Source organism: Microbacterium karelineae (assembly GCF_009745985.1).
GTDB classification, from domain to species: domain Bacteria; phylum Actinomycetota; class Actinomycetes; order Actinomycetales; family Microbacteriaceae; genus Microbacterium; species Microbacterium karelineae.
Genome location: NZ_WFIX01000182.1, coordinates 90200 through 111093, shown reverse-complemented (window position 1 = coordinate 111093; position 20894 = coordinate 90200). Strand labels below are relative to the sequence as shown.

The 20894-nt window shown below is 69.8% G+C and carries 14 protein-coding genes and 1 pseudogene; 4 read left to right on the top strand and 11 right to left on the bottom strand.

What is annotated here, in order from left to right:
* Positions 1-6: 6 nt before the first annotated feature.
* The 3 genes from GB932_RS09545 to GB932_RS09535 all read right to left on the bottom strand — a co-directional run bounded on the left by GB932_RS09545 (position 7) and on the right by GB932_RS09535 (position 4224).
* Complete coding sequence (locus GB932_RS09545) at positions 7-1302, bottom strand: sugar ABC transporter substrate-binding protein (protein ID WP_156760462.1); 1296 nt, start codon at positions 1300-1302, stop codon at positions 7-9.
* Positions 1303-1334: 32 nt separating this feature from the next.
* Positions 1335-2420 (bottom strand): LacI family DNA-binding transcriptional regulator, encoded by a 1086-nt coding sequence (locus GB932_RS09540; protein WP_156760461.1) that lies wholly within the window; start codon positions 2418-2420, stop codon positions 1335-1337.
* Positions 2421-2616: 196 nt separating this feature from the next.
* Positions 2617-4224, bottom strand: a complete 1608-nt coding sequence (locus GB932_RS09535; RefSeq protein ID WP_231916104.1) for a glycoside hydrolase family 68 protein — start codon at positions 4222-4224, stop codon at positions 2617-2619.
* A gap of 315 nt (positions 4225-4539) precedes the next feature.
* Between GB932_RS09535 and GB932_RS09530 the strand changes: the two genes are divergently transcribed.
* The gene (locus GB932_RS09530; protein ID WP_156760459.1) at positions 4540-6129 is read left to right on the top strand and encodes a glycoside hydrolase family 32 protein; all 1590 of its coding nucleotides are present in this window, start codon (positions 4540-4542) and stop codon (positions 6127-6129) included.
* Between the two features lie 2 nt (positions 6130-6131).
* On the opposite strand, the gene GB932_RS09525 is transcribed toward GB932_RS09530, so the two are convergent.
* Positions 6132-7157, bottom strand: coding sequence for a LacI family DNA-binding transcriptional regulator (locus GB932_RS09525; protein ID WP_156760458.1), 1026 nt, complete (start codon positions 7155-7157; stop codon positions 6132-6134).
* 173 nt (positions 7158-7330) lie between these two features.
* On the opposite strand from GB932_RS09525, the gene GB932_RS09520 reads away from it, so the two are divergent.
* Positions 7331-8359, top strand: a complete 1029-nt coding sequence (locus GB932_RS09520; protein ID WP_156760457.1) for a 6-phosphofructokinase — start codon at positions 7331-7333, stop codon at positions 8357-8359.
* 59 nt (positions 8360-8418) lie between these two features.
* On the opposite strand, the gene GB932_RS09515 is transcribed toward GB932_RS09520, so the two are convergent.
* On the bottom strand, positions 8419-9864 hold the full coding sequence (locus GB932_RS09515) for an aspartate ammonia-lyase (protein ID WP_156760456.1): 1446 nt from the start codon (positions 9862-9864) through the stop codon (positions 8419-8421).
* Between the two features lie 89 nt (positions 9865-9953).
* Complete coding sequence (locus GB932_RS09510) at positions 9954-10844, bottom strand: phosphodiesterase (protein ID WP_156760455.1); 891 nt, start codon at positions 10842-10844, stop codon at positions 9954-9956.
* Positions 10845-10872: 28 nt separating this feature from the next.
* Here GB932_RS09510 and GB932_RS09505 point away from each other — a divergent pair, with 28 nt between their 5' ends.
* Positions 10873-12996, top strand: coding sequence for a S9 family peptidase (locus tag GB932_RS09505; protein WP_438616711.1), 2124 nt, complete (start codon positions 10873-10875; stop codon positions 12994-12996).
* 7 nt (positions 12997-13003) lie between these two features.
* Here the strand turns inward: GB932_RS09505 and GB932_RS19445 are convergent, their stop codons facing one another.
* Together GB932_RS19445 and GB932_RS09500 are read right to left on the bottom strand one after the other, a co-directional pair.
* The gene (locus GB932_RS19445; RefSeq protein ID WP_231916103.1) at positions 13004-13276 is read right to left on the bottom strand and encodes a hypothetical protein; all 273 of its coding nucleotides are present in this window, start codon (positions 13274-13276) and stop codon (positions 13004-13006) included.
* The gene (locus GB932_RS09500) at positions 13255-13725 is read right to left on the bottom strand and encodes a class I SAM-dependent methyltransferase (protein ID WP_231916102.1); all 471 of its coding nucleotides are present in this window, start codon (positions 13723-13725) and stop codon (positions 13255-13257) included. The genes GB932_RS19445 and GB932_RS09500 overlap by 22 nt, the downstream gene beginning before the upstream one ends.
* On the opposite strand from GB932_RS09500, the pseudogene GB932_RS19440 reads away from it, so the two are divergent.
* A pseudogene (locus tag GB932_RS19440) lies at positions 13686-14072 on the top strand (MmyB family transcriptional regulator); the annotation flags it as partial. The gene GB932_RS09500 and the pseudogene GB932_RS19440 overlap by 40 nt on opposite strands.
* 85 nt (positions 14073-14157) lie before the next feature.
* Here the strand turns inward: GB932_RS19440 and GB932_RS19435 are convergent.
* The 3 genes from GB932_RS19435 to GB932_RS09485 are packed head-to-tail and all read right to left on the bottom strand — an operon-like array spanning position 14158 to position 20841.
* Positions 14158-17670 carry an alginate lyase family protein gene (locus GB932_RS19435; protein ID WP_156760453.1) on the bottom strand — a complete coding sequence of 1171 codons (3513 nt, stop codon included), beginning with the start codon at positions 17668-17670 and terminating at the stop codon, positions 14158-14160.
* A gap of 28 nt (positions 17671-17698) precedes the next feature.
* A complete protein-coding gene (locus GB932_RS09490) occupies positions 17699-19879 on the bottom strand; it encodes a glycoside hydrolase family 36 protein (RefSeq protein WP_231916126.1) in 2181 nt (726 codons plus the stop codon).
* A 5-nt stretch (positions 19880-19884) separates the two neighbouring features.
* On the bottom strand, positions 19885-20841 hold the full coding sequence (locus tag GB932_RS09485; protein WP_156760451.1) for a family 43 glycosylhydrolase: 957 nt from the start codon (positions 20839-20841) through the stop codon (positions 19885-19887).
* Positions 20842-20894: the final 53 nt, after the last annotated feature.

Here is a 20894-nt window from a genome sequence, read left to right as displayed (position 1 = left end):
TGCGGATCAGAAGCCGTATCCGTCGTTGCTGTCGATGTTCGTGTCGATCTCGACGACGGCCTGATCGAGCGTCGAGCGCACATCGGCGCCGTTGACGATGTCCTTGGCGGCGGTCTCGAACACGCTCGAGATCACGGCATAGGCCGGCGTCTCGGGGCGCGGCACGGCGAATCGCTCGGACAGCTCGGCGAACGCGGCGAGATCGCCGCCCTCGGCGAAGTGCTCGGTCTGCGCGGCGGCGGACTCGGTCGCGGGGATCACGATCTGACCGTCGCTGAACGCGGCGATGTACTCGTCCTGGAAGCTGAACTCGAGGTAGGCGCGCGCTCCGTCGGTCTGCTGCTCGCTGCAGTTCGACGTGATGCCGAACTGCCACGAGCCGCCGCCGATCTTGGGGCCGTCGCCGAAGTCGGGCGGCGGCAGGATGAGCAGGTCGTCGCCGATCGCGTCGAGGGCGTCGAGGGCGTTCCACACGCCCGTGTAGCTGAGGGCGACGTCGCCGTCGACGAACTCCTGGTTTCCGATCGTGCCGGCGGTGTCGGCGTATCCCTCCTCGAACAGGCCCTGGAACCACGTCATCGCCTCGACCGACGCGTCGCCGTTGAGCGCGCCGTCGGCCGTCAGGAACGTCGACCGGTCGACGAGGTCGCCGCCGAAGCTCTGGATGATGGGGGAGTAGGCGTACGACCACCACTCGCCCGAATCCTCCGCGCCGATGTCGAGCGGGGTGTCGAAGCCGGCGTCCTGGAGCGTCGCGAGCGCGTCGTCGAACTCCTCCGCGGTCCAGGGCTCGTCGACGGTGGGGATGCGGATCCCGTTGTCTGTCAGCACCGATTCGCGGGCGAAGATCGCGAGAGCGGCGTCCCAGTATCCGGCGGAGTAGATCTCGCCGTCGTACATCCCGACGGCCGTCGGGAGCAGGGCGTCCGTGATCTCCGTCGGCAGCTCGAGCGGCTGCAGGTATCCCGCCCATGCCCAGTTCGGCATGATCGGGCCGTCCATGTCGACGAGGCACGGCAGGTCGCCTGACGCGGCGGCCGCGACGATCGCGTCGTTGTAGGCACCCTGGGGGAACGACTCCTCGACGACCGTGTAGTCGTCCTGCGAGGCGTTGAAGTCGTCGATGATCTGCTGGTAGACCGCGAGCTCGGCCTCATTGCCGGCCGAGTGGGTCCAGAGCGTGAGCTCGGTCCTGCCGTCGGCGGTCGTGCCGCCGCCCTGACCCGCCTGGCCGCAGCCCGTCAGCGCCAGCGCTGACGCGACAGCCGTCGCGACGAAGGCAGTTGTGCTCCTGCGCTTCATGTGTGCTTTCCTTTCTGTGTGATCCTCGCGGATCACGGTTCGGGGGCCGCGTTCGCGGCCGTCTCGTTCGGAAGGGTCCGCCGTCGGCTGAGGTTGGCGCTTCGCGCCGGCGGTGGACCTACGGAATCCCGTCTCACGACGGGACAGGGCATGAGATGGCTGGTCTTCGGGTCTGCGTCGCGGACGCCCAGAACGACCTCCATCGCCCAGCGGCCCATTTCGTAGTGGGGCAGGGCGATCGTCGTGAGCGGGGGCTCCTGCTCGGACGCGTGGTACTGCTGATCGTCGAAGCCGACGACGGACAGATCGCGCGGTATCGACAGGCCGAGGTCGTGCGCCGCGCGGTAGACGCCGCCGGCCATTCGGTCGTTGAAGCAGAACAGGGCGGTCGGGCGCTGATCGTCGGGCAGTCGGAGGAGCTCGGTCGCGAGGCGTCGTCCGCTTGCGGTCGTGCCGTCTCCGTGGAGAAGCAGGGCCGGATCGTGGGAGATGCCCGCGTCGCTGAGGACCTCGAGGAAGCCGTCGCGTCGCAGATCGGCGGCGATGGCGCGCGGGTCGTCCGACGAGAGGTACGCGATGCGTCGATGTCCGGCCTCGACGAGCTCTCGGGCCGCGGACGCGCCTCCCGCGCGGTCATCGGGCACGACGCTGCGGTGTGAGTCGTCGACCGGGCGGCAGTCCAGGAAGACCGTGTCACGGGGGAGTCCGGGAACGACGTCGACGACGCGGTGCCACATCGTGGCGTAGATCATGGCGTCGACCTGCTGTGAGCCGAGCGCGGCGATCGCCTCGCGCTCGACGTCGCGGTCGTCGCCGGTGTCGGTGAGGATCAGGAGATGACCGTTCTCGCGCGCGGCATCCTGTGCCCCGGCGAGCATCTGGCCGGCGAACGGGGTCGTCGCGATGACGTCCGAGATCATGCCGACCGTGCGGGTGCGGCGGGTGCGGAGGCCGCGCGCGAGGGAGCTCGGGGTGTACCCGATCTCGCGGGCGATGCGCTTGACGCGTTCGCGCGTGCTGGCGGCGACGCGGGCATCGGTGTCGTTGAGCGCGTGCGACACGGTCGTCGGCGAGACGCCGGCGGCGGCCGCGACGTCCGAGATGCGGGGGCGTGCCATGGTCTTCACCTCTCACTTCGTCGTGTCGTGCAGCGTCGATGCTGCGAGTCCGGTGGGTGTGTGCAATCGATTTTGCATCATTCGTCGCCCGTGTGCAATCGATTTGACGAAGTATTTTCGCGACACGGCCGTCTGGACCGTGAGAACGACAGAGGGGCGCCGCGCGCGTACGCGGCACCCCTCCTCGATGATCCGATCAGCCGCGGTTCTTGATCGTCTCCGGCTTCAGCTCGACGTTCGCGGGGATGTCGGCGAATCCGCCGAGCCCGTCGTCGCCGTAGCCGCGATCCACGACCGCGGTGTCACCCGAGATCTCGAGGCGGACCGTCGGGCCGAGCGTTCCGCCGCGGACGAAGTCGTCCGACGTGCCGATCGTGTCGATGAACGACTGCACGAGGCCGTTCGGCATGACGTAGTGCGAGTACGCCTGGAACTGACCGGGGTGCTGGTTGTAGTCCGGCGCGTACGGGTAGCCGGCCGCGTAGTTCAGGTTCGACGGGCTCGCGAGCGCGAGGCCCGAGCCGCGGTTCAGCGGCTGGTAGTCGCTGCGGATGCCGTCGCCGACGAAGCCGTACACACCCTCGGGGCCGTCGAGGCCGTCCGCGTAGGTGTGGCGGTGGCTGATGGTGAAGAGGTAGTACTTGCCGTCCTGGACGTAGATCTGCGGGCGCTCCGTCTGGTCGGTGACGCAGTTCGCCGACAGGATCGGGGGCAGGAACTCCCACTCGGTGAGCTTGTCGTTCGTGGCGCGGGCCAGGCCGACGTTGCCGATGAAGAAGGTCGCACCCGAGCTGTTGACCTCCTCGACGGTCTCGGCGTACGGGTCGCCCTCGCGATAGCCGAGGTCCTCCTCTGTGCAGGTCGCGGAGTTGCGCTCCATGGCCGAGTTGCCCTCGAACACCATGAAGGTCTCGCCCGGGTGGGCGGGGTCCTCGAACGTGAATGGGTCGCGGAAGTTGAAGTACTGGTTCTGCTCGCCGGTCTGGTAGTACTCGCCGTCGGCCTGCAGCAGGTCATGGACCTTGTCGAAGCCCGTGAACCTGATGCCGTTCTTGTTGGCGTGCACGTGGCCGACGCTCAGCGCGAGGCGCGGGTCGTAGGGCTTGATGTCCTGACCGTTCTCGTCGCGGTAGAAGGCGACGTCGGTGAAGAACAGCTTCACCTCGCCGTTCGGGAACACGCGCGCCGAGCCCGACCACTGGGTCTGGTGGCTGAACGACTGATCCTCGAAGATCGTGCCGGTCACGCCCTCGTCGAACACGAGGCCGCCGTAGGTCCAGCCGCCGTCCTCGGCGTACTCGCCGTCCTCGTTGCCGGGAGCTCCGCCGGCGGGACGGTAGAAGTAGCCGATCTTCGCGTAGTGGTGGCGCTCATCGAACCCGAGGTCGCGGTCGGCGACGAGGGAGAAGACGATCTCCCACCCGCCGACGCTGTACTGGTCCGAGTGCTCGTCGGTGAGGGGCCAGCTGTCCCAGACCCACACCTGCTCGTCGCTCATGTCGGGGAAGTCCTGCGGAACGGTCGGCATCGTGTACTCCTCCGGAAGGGAGTTCGTACGCGGCGCGGCGTCGGGGTCGGACATCGCCTGGATCTGCATGGCGTCGGCGCGGGTCCACTTCGCGGTGAAGTCGTCCTGCGGGTCGTATGCCTCCTGCGTGTGCACCGTCGGCGCCGGGAAGCCGGGCACGGCGTCGTCCGACGCGGGATCGGCCGCGAACGCCGGAGCGGCGAGGAGGGAGGCGCCGAGGGCGCCGATCGTCGCGGCGGCGCTGAGAAGGCGTCGCCTGGTTCGTGTGTGGAGCACGTTCTTCGCTTTCGTCGTGGAGTGGGGGACGTCGCTCGAACGTGGCGTGTGATCTTCCGATGGGAAAGCTATGCGTTCGCTGAGCCGCGTGTCAAGTCGCCTGGGGCGGGGCCCGCGCGTCGCGCATCGTCTGGGGCGCCTTTTCACGGCAGATGCGAGAGTCTGCCAGATCGCTGGATGCAAAACGGTTTGTAATCGCGTAGCCTGTGCGCTGTCACCGAACAGTGGCCGAGTGATCTTCCTCTCTCGAGTGCGACGGCGCATCGTCTCCGTCGCACCTTCCGCGGCGGGGACGATGCGCTCACAAGGAGCGCCATGACGACCCGCATCCGCCGATTCCGCGGCCCCCTGCTGGCCGCCCTCGCCGCGCTGTGCGCTCTGGCTCTGATCGTGAGCGGGATCGTCCTGACGTCCGCGCCCACCGCACGGCTGTCACAGCCGGAGCCGACCGTTCGCGACCGGTCGCCCGAGCGGAGTGCGCCGGACGACTTCCGCCCCGCCGCGCACATCACGCCGGCGGCGCACTGGATGAACGACCCCCAGCGGCCCGTCTTCGCGGGCGGCCGATGGCACCTCTACTACCTCTTCAACGCCGACCACCCCGACGGCAACGGCACCGCCTGGTATCACGTGAGCTCGACCGATCTCGTCACGTGGCGCGACGAGGGCGTCGCGATCGAGAAGTACACCGACGACCTCGGCGACATCTGGTCAGGAAGCGTCGTCGTCGACGAGCACGACACCGCCGGATTCGGCGCAGGGGCCCTCGTCGCCCTCGCCACTCAGCAGCACGACGGCGTGCAGCGGCAGTCCCTCTTCGTCTCGACCGACGGGGGAACGTCGTTCGCCCCCTTCGCGGGGAACCCCGTCATGGACAATCCGGGCGTCGACGCGTGGCGCGATCCGAAGGTGGTCTGGGACGACGCTCGGGAGCGGTGGATCATGCTGCTGGCCGAGGGCGAGAAGATCGGCTTCTACACGTCGCCCGACCTCAAGAGCTGGACGTACCGTTCCGGGTTCGTCCGTGACGACCTCGGCATCCTCGAGTGCCCAGACCTGTTCGAGATCGCCGTCGACGGGGATCCATCGCGCACGACGTGGGTGCTCGGGGCGAGCGCGAACGGCTCCGCCGCGGGGCGTACGACCGGATACGCGTACTGGACGGGCGACTTCGACGGCGAGTCGTTCCGCCCCGACACCGAGGAGCCGACATGGCTCGACGACGGGCCGGATTTCTATGCGGGCGTCACGTGGGCCGATCCGCAGGCCGAGGATCCGCTGGCGCACCGCTACGCGCTCGGCTGGATGAACAACTGGGCGTACGCGGGAGATCTGCCGACGCGCGGATGGGCCGGCGGCGCGCTGAGCTCCGTCCGAGAGCTCACCATGCAGGACCACGACGGGAGGCTCGCGCTCGCGTCGCGCCCGGCGGCGCTGGAGGGCATCTCCGGTGAGAGCGTCGTCGCGTCGGGGCTCGCGGCCGCCGACGGCGAGGAGTTCGCCGGGGTACCGCAGCCCGGGTCCGAGGCGTATCGCCTGCGGATCACGGCGACGTCCGCATCCGAATCGGGCACCCTGCGCGTTCAGCTCGGTGGCGATCGCGGGGCCGTGCTCGAGGCCGAGCTCGCGACGGGAGCGGTCTCGCTCGAGCGCGGCGGTGATCTCGCCGCTCCCGGCGCCGGCGACGAGTACGCGGAGATCCGCACGACGCGAGACGCGCCGGACGCGGGCCGGATCGAGCTCGATGTCGTCGTCGATGCCCTCTCGATCGAGGCGTTCGCGCAGGGCGGCCGCACATCGCTGACGGCGCTGTCGTTCCGCGCACCCGGGGGCCTCGACGTGACGGCGCATGGCGGCGATGTGATGATCGATGAGATCTCGGTCACGACGCTCGCCGCGGACTGAGCTCAGGGCGGGGGAGCGATCGAGCCGCGCTCGACGAGCGGGCACGCGAGCTCGCGCTGCGTCGGCGCGTCTTCGCCCTCGACCGCGCGCAGCAGCTGCGCAACCGCCCATCGGCCCATCTCCTCGTGGGGGAGCGCGACCGTGGTGAGCGGCGGCAGCAGGCCACGCGAGATGATCTCGAGATCGTCGACGCCGACCACGGAGATGTCGCCCGGCACGGAGAGGCCGAGCCGCGATGCGGCCTGGTAGATCCCCATGCCGACCTCGTCGTTGAAGCAGAAGACGGCGGTCGCGGGGTCGTGCCGGTCGAGCAGCGGCGTGCCCGATGAGCGACCTCCTGCCGTGTCGGCCGTCGTCCGCGCGATGAGGGTCTCGTCCACGCCGACGCCCGCCTCGGCGAGCGCGTCGCGGTAGCCGCGCTCCCGCCCGATCGATGCCTCGACATCGTCGCGGATCGTCGAGAAGCCGATGCGGCGGTGCCCTGCTTCGAGAAGCCGGCGTGTCGCCGTGCGCCCGATCCCGTACTCGTCGGGGACGACGGACGAGAAGCGCGGATCGGGCGTCGACGTGTCGGCGAGAACCACGTGCGCGTCGTGCAGCTCATCCGGCACCTCGACGCGCTCGTGCGACATGCGGGCGTAGACGAAGCCGTCGACGCGGTGCGCGCGCAGCGTGCGGATCTGCAGTGCTTCGCGCTCGGGGATGCCGTTCGAGTCGAGCATGATGAGCACGCTGTCGCGCTCGGCCGCCGCCTCCTGGGCGCCGCTCACCATCCGTCCGGCGTGCGGCGACGAGCCGATCACGTCGCTGAGGAACCCGATCGTGTACGTACGCGCGCCGCGCAGCCCGCGCGCGAGCGGATCCGGTGAGTACCCGAGCCGCTCCGCCGTCTCGAGGACGCGCGCCCGCGTCTCGGCATTGAGCGCCCGCGCGCCGCTGAACGCGTGCGAGACCGTCGTCGGCGACAGGCCGGCGGCCGCGGCGACGTCGCGGATCCCGACCCGGCGCGTCCGATCCCTCTCTGGCATGACGCAACCGTAGCGTCAGCCGCTGGGGATCGGAGGGGTGGAGGTCGGCGTATGCCGAGCACGACGGCGGATCCGGTGCATCGATGCGGAGCGGCTCCGACTCGTGGGCGGGCCGGGAGTGCCGGGTCCTCCTCGAAGTGCGTGAGACGGTCCGACCCAATAGGCTCGACACCATGAAGATCGGGATCCTCACCTCGGGCGGCGACTGCCCCGGACTCAACGCCGTCATCCGCGCAGCCGTGCTCAAGGGCTCGCGCAAGTACGGCATCGAATTCGTCGGCATCCGCGACGGATGGCGCGGCCTCGTCGACGCCGACTTCTTCCCCCTGCAGCGCGCCGACGTGAAGGGCCTCTCGAAGGTCGGCGGCACGATCCTCGGCACGAGCCGCACCAACCCGTACGAGGGCGACCGCGGCGGCGCCGACAACATCAAGAAGACGCTGTGGGGCCACAAGGTCGACGGCGTGATCGCGATCGGCGGCGAGGGCACCCTCGCGGCGGCGAACCGCCTCTGGAACGACGGCGTGCCTGTCGTCGGCGTGCCGAAGACGATCGACAACGACCTGCGCGCGACCGACTACTCGTTCGGCTTCGACACGGCCGTGAACATCGCGAGCGAGGCGATGGACCGCCTGCGCACGACGGGCGACTCGCACCAGCGCTGCATGGTGGCCGAGGTCATGGGCCGGCACGTGGGCTGGATCGCCCTGCACTCCGGCATGGCGGCCGGCGCCCACATCATCTGCATCCCCGAGGTCCCCCTCACGATCGAGGACATCTGCGAGCAGGTCGAGAGCGCCAGCGAGCGCGGCCGCGCCCCGCTCGTCGTCGTGGCGGAGGGCTTCAAGCTCAAGGGCCAGGAGGAGGCGTACTCCGACAAGGGGCTCGACGCGTTCAACCGCCCGCGCCTCGGAGGCATCAGCGAGGTGCTCGCCCCCATGATCGAGGAGCGCACGGGCATCGAGACCCGCTCGACCGTGCTCGGCCATATCCAGCGCGGAGGATCCCCCTCGGGCTTCGACAGGGTGCTTGCGACGCGCCTCGGCCTGCACGCGGCCGACGCCGTCGTCGACGGTGCGTGGGGCCAGATGGTGTCGATGAAGGGCACCGACATCGAGCGCGTCACCTTCGAGGAGGCGCTCGGCGAGCTCAACGAGGTCCCCGCGTCCCGCTACGAGGAGGCCTCGGCGCTGTTCGGCTGAGATCCCCTCTCGACCCGACGCGGCGCCCTCACCGATCCCGGTGAGGGCGCCGTTCGCGCTCAGGGGATGTCCTCCGGGGCCATGACGGGGATCGCGGTCGTGGCGGGCTCGAGGCCGGAGAGGCGCTCGGGGCGGAGCTGCTTCTCGACCTGCGCGCGGTCCATGAGGCCCGCGTCGACGACGAGGTCGGCGACGTCGCGCCCCGTGAGGAGGGCGGTCTTGGCAAGCGCGGCGGCCGAGGAGTAGCCGATGAACGGCGTGAGCGCGGTGATGACGCCGACGCTCTGGCCGACCATCGCGCCGAGACGCTCGGTGTTGGCGGTGATGCCGTCGATGCAGTTCACCCGCAGGGTGCGCATGGCCTGGCGCATCCAGATGATCGACTGGAACAGCGAGTGCGCGATGACGGGCTCGAAGGCGTTGAGCTGCAGCTGGCCGGATTCGACGGCCATCGTGACGGTCGTGTCGGCTCCCGCGACGGAGAACGCGACTTGGTTGACGACCTCGGGGATGACGGGGTTGACCTTCGCGGGCATGATGCTCGATCCGGCCTGCATGGCGGGGAGGTTGATCTCGCCGAACCCGGCCTGCGGGCCCGAGGAGAGCAGGCGCAGGTCGTTGCAGATCTTCGACAGCTTCATGGCGGTGCGCTTGATCGAGCCGGAGAAGGACATGAACGCACCTGTGTCGCTCGTCGCCTCGATGAGATCCCGCGCCGTGCGCAGCGGCAGGGAGGAGATCTCGGCGAGGTGCGCGCGGACGGCCTCGGCGTAGCCGCGCGAGACGTTGATGCCCGTGCCGATCGCGGTGGCGCCCATGTTGATCTCGAGCAGCAGGTTCGAGTTGTCGGTCTGCCGGTGCCAGTCCTCACCCAGTGTGTTGGCGAAGCCCTGGAACTCCTGGCCGAGCGTCATGGGAACGGCGTCCTGCAGCTGTGTGCGACCGACCTTGAGGATGTCGTGGAACTCGGTGCCCTTGCGGGCGAACGCCTTGCGCAGCTCGTCGAGCTCGTCGAGCTGGGCGACGTGGGCGAGGAGGATTCCGATCTTGACGGCCGTCGGGTAGACGTCGTTGGTGGACTGCGAGCGGTTGGTGTGATCGTTGGGGGACAGGTAGGCGTAGTCGCCCTTCTCGCGCCCTGCCATCTCGAGCGCGACGTTCGTGATCACCTCGTTGGCGCACATGTTCGTCGACGTGCCGGCCCCGCCCTGGATGACTCCGACGGTGAACTCCTCGTGGAACTCGCCGTCGATGATGCGCTGCGCGGCCCGGTCGATGAGATCGGCGCGCGTGGCGTCGAGGACCCCGAGATCTCGATTCGCCCGCGCGGCGGCCTGTTTGACCATCGCGAGGGCCGTGACGAGCTCGGGATACACCGAGATCGGCCGCTTGGTGATGTCGAAGTTCTCCTGGGCTCGCAACGTGTGGATGCCCCAATAGGCGTCGGCGGGGATCTCCCGGGAGCCCAGAGAGTCGGATTCGGTGCGCGTCTTCGCGGATTCCATGCGGACAACACTAGGTCGGTCGCGCGCCCGACATGCTGGCCTCTGCGGCGAATCTCAGCCTCGGATTCGTACGCAGCGGCCGATGCGCCTCAGCCGCGCTTGCGGGAGAAGAACGCGAGGCGCTCGTCGGGTGTCATCGCCTCGACGCGCGCGTACCACTCCGGCGTGAAGAACTCTGCGGGATCCGCCGCGTCGACAGGCACCACGGTCGAGGTCACCTGGTCGTCGTAGACGTGCACGAGGTGGAAGGACTGGCCCGCGTCCATGCCGTTGACCTCGCGGGCGGGCCGCGCGACGTCCATCGTGTAGCAGCTCGCCGCCGCGACGAACGTCGGGACGCCGGCGAAGGATCCGCTCATCGAGTAATGGAGGTGACCGGCGAGGATCGCGCGCACATCGGATCCGGAGACCGCGTCGGCGAGCGCCGGCTGGTTCCGCAGCTCGAGGATGTCGAACATCGGCACATGGCTCGGCAGCGGCGGGTGATGCAGGGCGAGGATCGTGCCGAGCGGCGCGGGCTCGGAGAGCACGTCGCGCAGCCAGGCGATCTGCTCGTCGTCGATGTCGCCGTGGTGCCAGCCGGGCACCGTCGAGTCGAGGGCGATCATACGCAGGCCGTCGAGGTCGACGACCCGCAGGATCGGCTCCTGCGTCGCCTCCTCGCCGAGCAGGTCCCGTCGCATCGCCGGGCGTTCGTCGTGGTTGCCGGCGATCCACACCACGGGAAGGCCCATGCGCGCGGCGACGGGATCCACGAGGGCCGCAAGATCGCGATACGCGTCGGGCTCGCCCAGATCCGTGAGATCGCCCGTGACGACGATCGCGCACGCGTTCTCGATCCGCTCGATGCGGGAGAGCAGCGCGGCGAGGTTCGCGGCCGTGTCGTACTGGCCGCCGAGCCGGACGCCGCCCGCGAGCAGATGCGTGTCGCTGATGTGGATGATCGTCCGCACCGCTGGTGCGTGCTGCCCGAACTGCATGCTGTCAGGGTATCGACGTTAGCGTGGTGTGGTGACTGCACCGATCGCGAAGAAGACTCCGCACACCCGTGCCCATCACGGCCGGGAGTTCGAGGATCCGTATGAGTGGATGCGCGAGAAGTCCTCGCCCGAGCTGATCGCGCACCTCGAGGCCGAGAATGCGCACGCCGACGAGACCCTCGCGGGCCTCGAGCCGCTGCGCGAGGCGATCTTCGGCGAGATCAAGGGGCGGGTGCGCGAGACCGACCTCTCCGTCCCCGTGCGGCAGGGCGAGTGGTGGTACTACGGGCGCTCGATCAAGGACCAGCAGTACGGCCTGCAGTGCCGCGCGCCGATCGCCGGCCCCGACGACTGGACGCCGCCGCGCCTGAGCGCCGACGAGGACGTGCCGGGGGAGCAGGTGCTGCTCGACGCGAACGTCGAGGCCGAGGGGCACGAGTTCTTCTCACTCGGCGCGTTCAGCGTGACGACCGACGGATCCCGGATGCTCTGGGGCGTCGACGTCGCGGGCGACGAGCGCTACACGGTGCGGGTGCGCGACATCGCGACGGGCGAGGCCCTGCCCGACACGCTGGACGGGATCGCTGCGGGCGCGAAGTTCACGCCCGACGGGCGCTTCATCGTGTACTCGACCGTCGACGACGCGTGGCGGCCCGACCGGGTGTGGCTGCACCGCGTCGGCGACGCGGGCCGCGACGGCGACGTGGAGATCTTCCACGAGCCCGACGAGGCGTTCTGGGCGGGCGCGGGGTTCACCCGCAGCGACTGCTTCCTCGAGATCGCGTCGGCGTCGAACACGACGACGACGATCGAGCTCGTTCGCGCGGAGGACGTCGCGCGCCTGTATGCGGGCGACGACGACGTCGAGTCGATCTCGGTGTTCGCCCGCGAAGACGGCGTCGAGCACTCCATCGACCACGCGATCGTCGATGGCAGGGACTGGCTCTACGTGCTGCACAACTCCGGCGCGGAGGACTTCGCGCTCGTGCGGCTGCCTGCGGATGACCCCGCGGCCGAGCCCGAGATCGTCATCCCGCACCGCCCCGGTGTGCGGCTCGAGGACGTCGACTGCCTGCGCGACTTCGCGATCGTCGAGTATCGCTCGGGCGGGATCCCGCGCATGGGGATCCTCGACTACGCCACGCACGAGGTGCGCGAGATCGAGTTCGACGAGCCCCTGTTCTCGGCGGGCGCGGCGGGCAACCCCGAGTGGGCGCAGCCGGCCGTGCGCCTGAGCTACGGCTCGTTCACGACGCCGGGCACCGTCTACGACTACGACGTCCGCTCGGGCGAACTGACGCTGCTCAAGCGCGCCGAGATCCTCGGAGGATACGACCCCGCCGAGTACGGCCAGGGCCGCGTGTGGGTGACGGCGACCGACGGCACCGAGATCCCCGTCTCGCTCGTGTGGAAGCGGTCGTTCGGCACGCCAGGCGAATCGGTGCGGCCCGTGCACCTGTACGGCTACGGCGCGTACGAGCACTCGATCGACCCCGCATTCTCGACCGCGCGCCTGTCGATGCTCGACCGCGGCGTCGTCTTCGCCGTCGCGCATGTGCGCGGCGGCGGCGAGATGGGGCGCGCCTGGTACGAGGGCGGCAAGCTCGCGCACAAGCGCAACAGCTTCACCGACTTCGTCGACGTCGCGCGGCACCTCATCGACGACGGGTACACGACGCCGAGTCGGCTCGTCGCGGAGGGCGGATCCGCCGGCGGCCTGCTCATGGGCGCCGCCGCCAATCTCGCACCGGAGCTGTTCGCCGGCATCCTCGCGGATGTGCCGTTCGTCGACGCCCTCACGACGATTCTGGATCCGTCGCTGCCGCTCACGGTCATCGAATGGGAGGAGTGGGGCGACCCGCTGCACGACCCCGAGGTCTACGACCATATGCGCTCGTACACGCCCTACGAGAACGTGCGCGAGGGCGTGCGGTATCCGCGGATCCTCGCCATGACGTCGCTCAACGACACCCGCGTCTACTACGTCGAGCCCGCGAAGTGGGTCGCGCGCCTGCGCGAGGTCGGCGCCGATGCGCTGCTGAAGTGCGAGATGGTCGCGGGCCACGCGGGCGTGAGCGGCCGGTACAACTCCTGGCGCGAGCGCGCGTATCAGCTCGCCTGGATGCTCGACGTGCTCGGGATCGGCGAGTAAGGATCCCTCAGCGGGCGGAGGCCGGCACGCGGCAGAGGATCTCGCCGTGCAGGATCGAGAACCACCCGTCGTCGGCCTCGCTCCACGCCGTCCAGGCGGCGCTGATGCGGCGCAGATCGGCCGGCGTGGCGAGGCCCGTGTCGACGAGCTGGCGGGCCATCGCGGATTCGATGATGCGATCGGCCCACATGCCGCCCCACCAGGCGCGGTCCTCGGGCGAGGCGAAGCACCAGGTGCTCGAGCTGGCGCGCACATCGGTCAGCCGGCGGCGCCCGCCCACGACAGCAGGCGGCGGCCGGCGTCGGGCTCGCCGCCGTTCGCGCGGGCCGCCGCCTGGTAGAGCGTCATCCACTCATCGAGCTCCGGCAGGCGCGGCCACCAGCAGAAGCCGTCGTAGTCGCTGTCGCGCACGGCGATCAGGCCGCCCGGCCGGGTGACGCGCGCCATCTCGCGCAGCGCGGCGACGGGGTCGCCGACGTGCTGCAGGACCTGGTGCGCATGCGAGACGTCGAAGGCGTCGTCGGCGAAGGGCAGCGCGGTGACGTCCGCGATGGCGAAGTCGACGTTCGTCACGCCGCGATCCCGGCACGTGGAACGCGCCAGCGCGACCTCGTCGTGGCCGACCTCGGTCGCCGTCACGCGCGCGACGCGGTGCGCGAGATCGGCCGAGATCGTTCCGGGCCCCGCGGATGGTGGAGCTCGTCGGGGCCATGCGGCCGAACCCCGCATATGTCCTCGACCGCCTCAGCGACGTCGTCGCCGGCAACGAGGAGGGCCTGGCGCTCTTCGAGGGGCTGAGCGACCTGCCGCCCTCGCGCCGCAGCACGTGTCGGTACCTGATGACGGATCCGCGCGCCAGGGAGAGGTTCCTCGACTGGGAGGATCTCGCTCGCGGGGCCGTCGCGCAGCTCCGAGCCGCGAATGCCTCCCACCTCGACGATCCGCGGCTGCAGCGGCTCGTCGCCGAGCTGCGCCGTGACAGCGATCGGTTCGGCGAATGGTGGGACGGCCACATCGTGGAGCGCCGCCGGTCGGCGGCGCAGCGGATCCGCTCCCGCACCGGGGTGCGGACGCATCGCTACGAGGTCCTCCACCTCCCGGAGGAGGAGCTCCGTATGACGATCCGGCCCCCACGGCCTGACGCGCGCGGATCCCGGCCGATCAGCGCGGGGCGAGCCCGTTCGCCGCAGCGGCCAGCGCGTCGGCGGCAGCGTCGACGCGTGGCTGATCGGCATCCGAGTCGGCCTGAAGGATCTCCGCGGACGCACGGGCGTCTGCGAGTTCCTGCCAGGATTCTGCGGTCCAGTCGGCCGCGGCGAGCTCCGCGGTCTCTCTGAGGAGGAGCTCCATCGCGGAGCGGTCCAGCGTGCTCGAGACGAGCTCGACCTCGGCGAGGTTCATCCCACCGGACCCGTTGACGCGGAACGCCTTCGCGTCCGCCGGTGCGTCGAGATCGATGCGGTTCCATCCGTCGCGCGCGCCGGAGATCGTCGCGAGCGGCTCCCAGGTCGCGCCTGCGTCTGTCGACGCCTCGAATCGCATGCCCTCGGCGCGGGAGAGGTAGCCCGCGCGCGGCAGGTACCTCAGCGCCGTGATGTGCAGCGTCGTGCCGTCGTCGGGACGCACCCGCACCCACCCGTTCGAAGTCTCGGTGTCGGTGAAGGTGGTCTCGTCGCCGTCGAACATGGCCCACCCGTTGTGGGCGGCATCGCGAGATCCGTCCCACGATGGCGAGCTGGCCAGCACCCAGTCCTGGGCGATCTCCTCGAGCTGCAGGGGCGGATCCTCGAGCAGCTCCCAGGCCCGCTGCACGTCGAGCGCGAGCGACCGACGGTCGGCATCCGGCTCGACCGCGGCGGCCTCGATGTCCGCGATCTCGCGCGTGAACAGGAGCGCCGAGCCACGCGAGTACGGCGAGAGATCGTGCGCCTTCGCCTCCTCGAGCAGCGTGTCGACGCCGACCTCCGTGCGCTCTCCATGGATCCGGATGTCGGCCATCGAGAAGATCACGTGCGTGGGCTCATCGGCCTGGAGCTTGAGATAGCGGAAGGTCTCGTTCCGCACCGCGTCGCGTACGGGGATGGTCTCGATCTCGACGTCGTCGCCCGCTGTGCCGTACTCCGTGAGGAGAGTCCACTCCTCGCCGTCGTTCGAACCGTACGCGTTCGCGCCATGCGAGCGATCGGGGAAGGTGTCGCGGGCGAGCCATCCGATGGCGTCGGCGCGGAAGCGGTGGGCCGAGCCGAAGTCCATCTGCACGCTGGGGCGGCGGATGTCGCCCCAGAACGTCTGATTGTCGCCGTCGACGATGTTCGCGAGTGCGTCGGGGGTGAGGTCGGCTGACGTCACGAGTCCCGAGTAGTCGAGAGTGCCATCCGTCAGCAGCGGATTCAGCAGCTCGGTCTCCTCGACGGCGGCGCGCAGGTCCTCGAGCAGCTGGCCGAACGCGGTCGGCTCGGCGCCGTCGGCGCCAGCCAGCGCCGCGTCGCGCGCCTCGGCCACGGCCTGCCACGTCGCGGACGTGTACTCGGCCGGGTCGCCGAGACGCGACACCAGCGCGTCGATCGCCGACACGCGATCGGGCGCGACCTCCACCGAGATCGCGAGGGCGGTGTCGGCGAGTTCGTCGGACGCGACCGCAAGGAATCGATGCGCGGACGCGGTTGCGGGAACCCACTCGAATAGACCGTCCGCGCTGAGAGAAGCGTTCTCGGGCGCGCCCTGCAGCTCCAACGAGAAGTTCCCGCCGGAGTCGGTGGCACCGAGGTCACGCGCCAGCGGCTCGCCGGCGACGGCCACGAGCTCCACTCCGCCGCCGTCCGCGAAGCGCGGAGGGTCGAGCTCCGATCCCGCATCGGCCAGGACCGACTGGATGTCGACCGGGGCGTTCCCATCCGTCGCGCTGAGTACGGCGATATACGAGCCGACCGTGCGCTGCGGAGCCTCCGAGAGGTCGATCCAGACATATCGCCACTCCCCATCGGTGTTCGGCAGCTGGATCGTGGCACGCGGCTCGACGGCTGAGGTCGGCCCGATCTCGAGCACGACGGCCTCGCGCGTGCGCACCTTCAGACCGACGAGCGCGGGGGAGACCCTCGAGGTCGGCCACACCGCGTGGCGTACGGCGACCGAGGCCTCGTCCTTCTTCGGGTCGAGGCGCACGAACGTCGTGCCGTCGTCGTCTGTCCTGTGCTTCGCGTGCTTTCCCAGAGCGTGTCCGAACTGGGACAGCTGGAGCGCGGCATCGCCGGGCGGCGGCACCTGCACATCCTCGTCTGCGAGCTCTTCCGGGAAGGCGACCCAGTACTCTGCGCCGGTGAAGTCGGATCCGCTCTCGTTCCAGAAGTTCGTGGTGCCGTCGCCCCATGCGAAGATCGGCCCATCGCCGTTCTCGTGCATCTCGGCCACGAAGGGGGCCTCGCGTTCGACGTCGACGCCGACGACGTACTCGTACTGGTAATAGGCCTCGCTCATCGGCTCTCGCAGGCGTCCGCGGTAGGCCTCGGAGAGCTTGCCGGCTCCGCCGGACGTGTCGACCCAGGGGAGCTCCTCGCCCATCATGAACGCGGCGAAGACGTCGGTGCCGCCGAGGATCCGGTTGTCGAGGAACTCATACGGCGTGACAGCGTCATCATCGTCGGAGACGGTGCCGTCTCCGGGGTCGAGGCGTGTGCCCTGGTTGTCGATGACGCGGGCGATGGCAGCGAGAAGGTCGATGTCGCCCTCGGCATGCGCCTGGTCGCGCCCCATCTCCATGACCTGGAGGAAATCCTCGCCCGTCGTGTTGAGCGGATCCTCCGCATCGATCACGCGGATCAGAGCGGCGAGGGATCCGTTGACGTCGCCGCCGTTGATCGGGATGTCGCTGTCGAACGTCGAGTTGACCGAGAACCATTCGACGCGCTCAGCGTAGAGCTCGGCGTCGTCGAGGTAGATCGCGGCGGCCACGCTGCCGATCACACCGTAGAGGTGCTGATTCCAGAGGCGGTTCTGCGAGCCGAGGAAGGTGTCGAGCACTGGACGGATCAGGTTGTCTTCGATCCGCTGCTGATCGCGGTCGGTCCAACGCAGCTCGTAGCCGTCGAGCGACGCGTTCGCCGGCTCCGTCGTGCGCAGGATGTCGGCCGCGAAGAGCATGTAGTACAGCGGCACGCCGGTATGGATGTGCGCGTCGGCGAAGTACTCGTACTGGTCCGGGTCGAGGCTGCTCCACGTGCGCAGGACGTGCAGCGCGTTGGCGCGGTGCTGCTCGTCGCCCGTGACGTAGTAGAGCAGCGCCTGTGTCATAGCGCCGATGCTGTCGGCGTGCTGGCGACTGCGCATGCCCGCGTCATCGTAGGCGGTCTCGGTGGGCTGATCGTCGGTGTCGCCCTGAATCGTCGCGCGGAACGTCGCCGATGCGTAGCGGGTCTGCGTCATCGCGTCGTAATAGCTCGCCCATGGCTCGACGTCCGCGTGCACCTGCTCGCGCATGTTCTCGAGGTGGTCGGCGGTGACGCCGACGCCGGGGTGTCGGAAGCCAGCCTCACCCAGGAGTTCGTCGATCGCCGGAAGAGCCGTCCCTTCGAGCGACGCCTGTGCGGACGGAGACGCGGTTACGGACAGACCGCCGAATGCGAGCACGACGGCGGCTGTGATCGCGGCGATCCGTGTGGATGTGCGGAAGAGCTTCATCGCTCAGTCCTTCCTCGAGTGTGAGTGGTCAGGATGGGAGAACGTGATCCGCGACCGTCAGACGGTACAGACGAGCGCACGGGCCCGGCGGCAGCCGGATCAGGACGGCGGACCCGCCGTCGACGATCCGCGCGGGCGCGTCCCTCAGGACCGGGAACAGCGCCGATACGGGGCCCGTGGCCGTCAGGCCGGGGAGCGGCACGCGGAGTTCGGCATCGGCCGTCGCACCGTCCCGGCGCCAGACCGCGAGATAGAGGTCGTCGGCGTCGCGCGCTCCGCGGACGATCCACTCGTCGCGCCATCCCGGAAGTCCCAGCGGCCAGATGGGGACTGCGCGCGATGCCGCTCCGCGGAGGGATCTGTGCACGGCGAGCGCGTCCGAGACGATTCGTCGCTGGCTCGAGCGCAGGGTGTCGATCCGGCCGGCGAGGTGCACGCGCGAGAGCATGGCGGTGACCAGCGAGAACACCGTCTCCTCGTCGGACATCCCGCCGTCCACGCTGGCCCACACGCCCGACTGCTCGGGAGGGAGCGTCAGCGGCGCCGCGACCGCGATGGGCGGCGTCAGCATGAAGTCCTGCTGATCCGTCAGCGACTGCACCGGGAACACCCGGGCACTCGCGGCATCCAGGCGCGAGCCACCGGCCGCGCATCCCTCGATGACCAGGCCCGGATGCCGGTCCATGATCTCCGACACCCATGCGAGGAAGGCGGAGCTCGCCTCGCGGAGGCCGGTCCCCGGCGCCTCGCCGGCGCCGCGGTCCGTGCCGGCGCCGATGTCGATGTTGTAGTCCAGCTTCAGGTACGAGAGCCCGAACCGTTCCACGAGTCGGTCGACCACGCTGTCGAGATGTGCCTTCGCCGCCGGGTGCCGCAGATCGAGCTGATGCCGCCCCCACTCCGTCACACGCCGTCCGTCGCGCTGGTAGAACGCCTCTGGCGGCAGGGACTGCGCGACCTCGCTGCGCACGCCGACGACCTCCGGTTCGAGCCAGAGTCCCGGCCGCATACCGGCGGAGCGGATCCGGTCGATGACCGCGTCGAGGCCGCCGTCGGGAAAGCGTCGTTCCGATGGCAGCCAGGCGCCCACCGCGTCCCACCACCCGCCGGACTCGTCGTCGTACCATCCGGCGTCGATGACGTAGTACTCCACGCCGAGCGCAGCGGCGGCATCGATCAGCGGGCGCTCGCGTTCGGACGTGGGATCCGACATGAGCGCGTTGAGGAAGTCGTTGTAGACCACGGGAAGGCCGTCATGATCGGGGTGTGCGCGTCGGGTGCGGCGGCGATGACGTGTGAGCGCGGCGCCGAGGTCCGCGAGGGTCGCGTCGTCGCCGTGCGGGTTGCCGACGACCACGGCGAACGCGACCGGCACGGTGTCGACAGAGGCTTCGGGACCGACACGGCCGCTCCACTGGTGCTCGAGCGCGGTCGGTCCCATGGCCGCGAGGTAGACGTCGCCGTAGCGGTCGCCGAGCTCGGTGTGCCAGGCGCCGTTCGACTCGATGTGCCAGGCGAGCATGCGTCCGGACCGGCGCTCCTGGAGGATGCCCTCGGCCAGGCGCTCAGAGGTCGACCAGGCTCCGGTCGACGTCATCGCGATGCGGTTCTTCGCGCCGACCTGTCCGTAGCGCGACATGCCGACGTCGTAGAGGCCGCGGGTCGCGAGAGAGGCGGATCGCCACCGGAACTCTCCGCTCCACGGGTTCGGTGCATCCCACAGGATCAGGTCGTCCTCCCAGGCGAGGCTGTGCCCCAGTCCGGACAGGACACCCGTCGTCGCGTACTCCAGGAGCGCGTCGTGTTCCGAGGTGACGCGTGCCCAGGTGCGGAGGACGGGGACGCCGTCGGCGAGTTCGTATACGACGGTCGCGAACAGGCCGCTGTCGAGATCTGCGATGTCGATCTCGAGGACGGCGACATCGCCGCGGCGCAGCTCGCGCCAGTCGGCCATGCGCATGCGCTGGGCCGCGGCGCCGTCGACGTGTCGCTTCCCCGCAGTTCCCTCGCGGCCCTCCCCGAGAACGGCGACTTCGAGGAGAGGGAGCGCAGACCGTCGACGTGCCGCAGAATCGGGCGCGTCCTCGTCGACGTGCCATACGGCGAGGAGCCGCGGCGCGCTGTCGGGCCCGTGCGCGATCGCCACCCTCAGCGTGTCGTTGCCCCACTCCCGCCGCTCTTCCGTCGACTGCTCGAGGCCGGGGAGCATGACCGTCACGACACGACTCCCGTCGCGACATCGAGGGTCCAGGCCTCGCGCCACTCGAGTCGAGCCTGTGTGCCGTCGACCCGAAGGGGCAGCCACACGGGCGCCGAGTGGAACAGGTCGTCGCGGTTCCACCGATCTCCCATGTACACGTACGTCGTGGCCTCGGATCCGGTCACCGGCACCACGACCGACACCTGCGAATCGAACGTCTTCGATCCGGGCGGTGCGACGTCGCGCCAGTCGCTCCACGGGCCTGCCGGCGACGGAGCGGTCGCATACTTGTTGTCGTTCGTCGACCAACCCGTCAGGTCCGATCCCAGGAGGACGTACAGCCCGCCGCACTCGATCATCGTCGGGGACTCGAACCCGTAGGTTCCGAGCGGGTGATCGCTGGGAGGCGCGTGCGTCGTCGAGACGATCTCCGCGACGCCCAGGAGATCCTCCGTGAGTCGGTAGACGTGCAGACCGTGATCCCGATCCTCGCTCATCAGATACCCGGTGCCGTCACGGTCGGCGAACACGCCGATGTCGCGGCTCAGGTTCCCGAGAGGCCGCTCGGATCCCCGGTACTCGTATGGCCCCTCGGGGCGAGTCGCCGTCGCCCAGCCCACGCGCGCATCCGCGTAGTCGGCCGAATCGATGTGCAGCATCATCACATAGGTCCCGGCCGCATTCCGCAGCACCTTGGGGCGCTCGACGACGCGATCCGGGCCGAGGTCGGGCACCGTGGGGTCGACCGCGAGCGCGTGTCCGTGTGAGGTCCAGGTCGCGAGGTCGGGAGACGAGTAGCACGCGACGCCGCCGAACAGCCCGCCGCGCGACTTGTCCTCGCCCCACGCCCAGAACAGGTCGCCGAAGCGCTGGACGCCCACGCCATGGAGCTGCGCGACCTCTCCGCGGTCGTCGACGAACAGTGCGCCCGGGATGATCTCGCCACGAGGAGCGAAGCGGGAAGTGAGCATGGGTGACCTCCGAGAGGATGGTGGGGTGGGAGCGGGTGTGCGGCGGGCGGCGC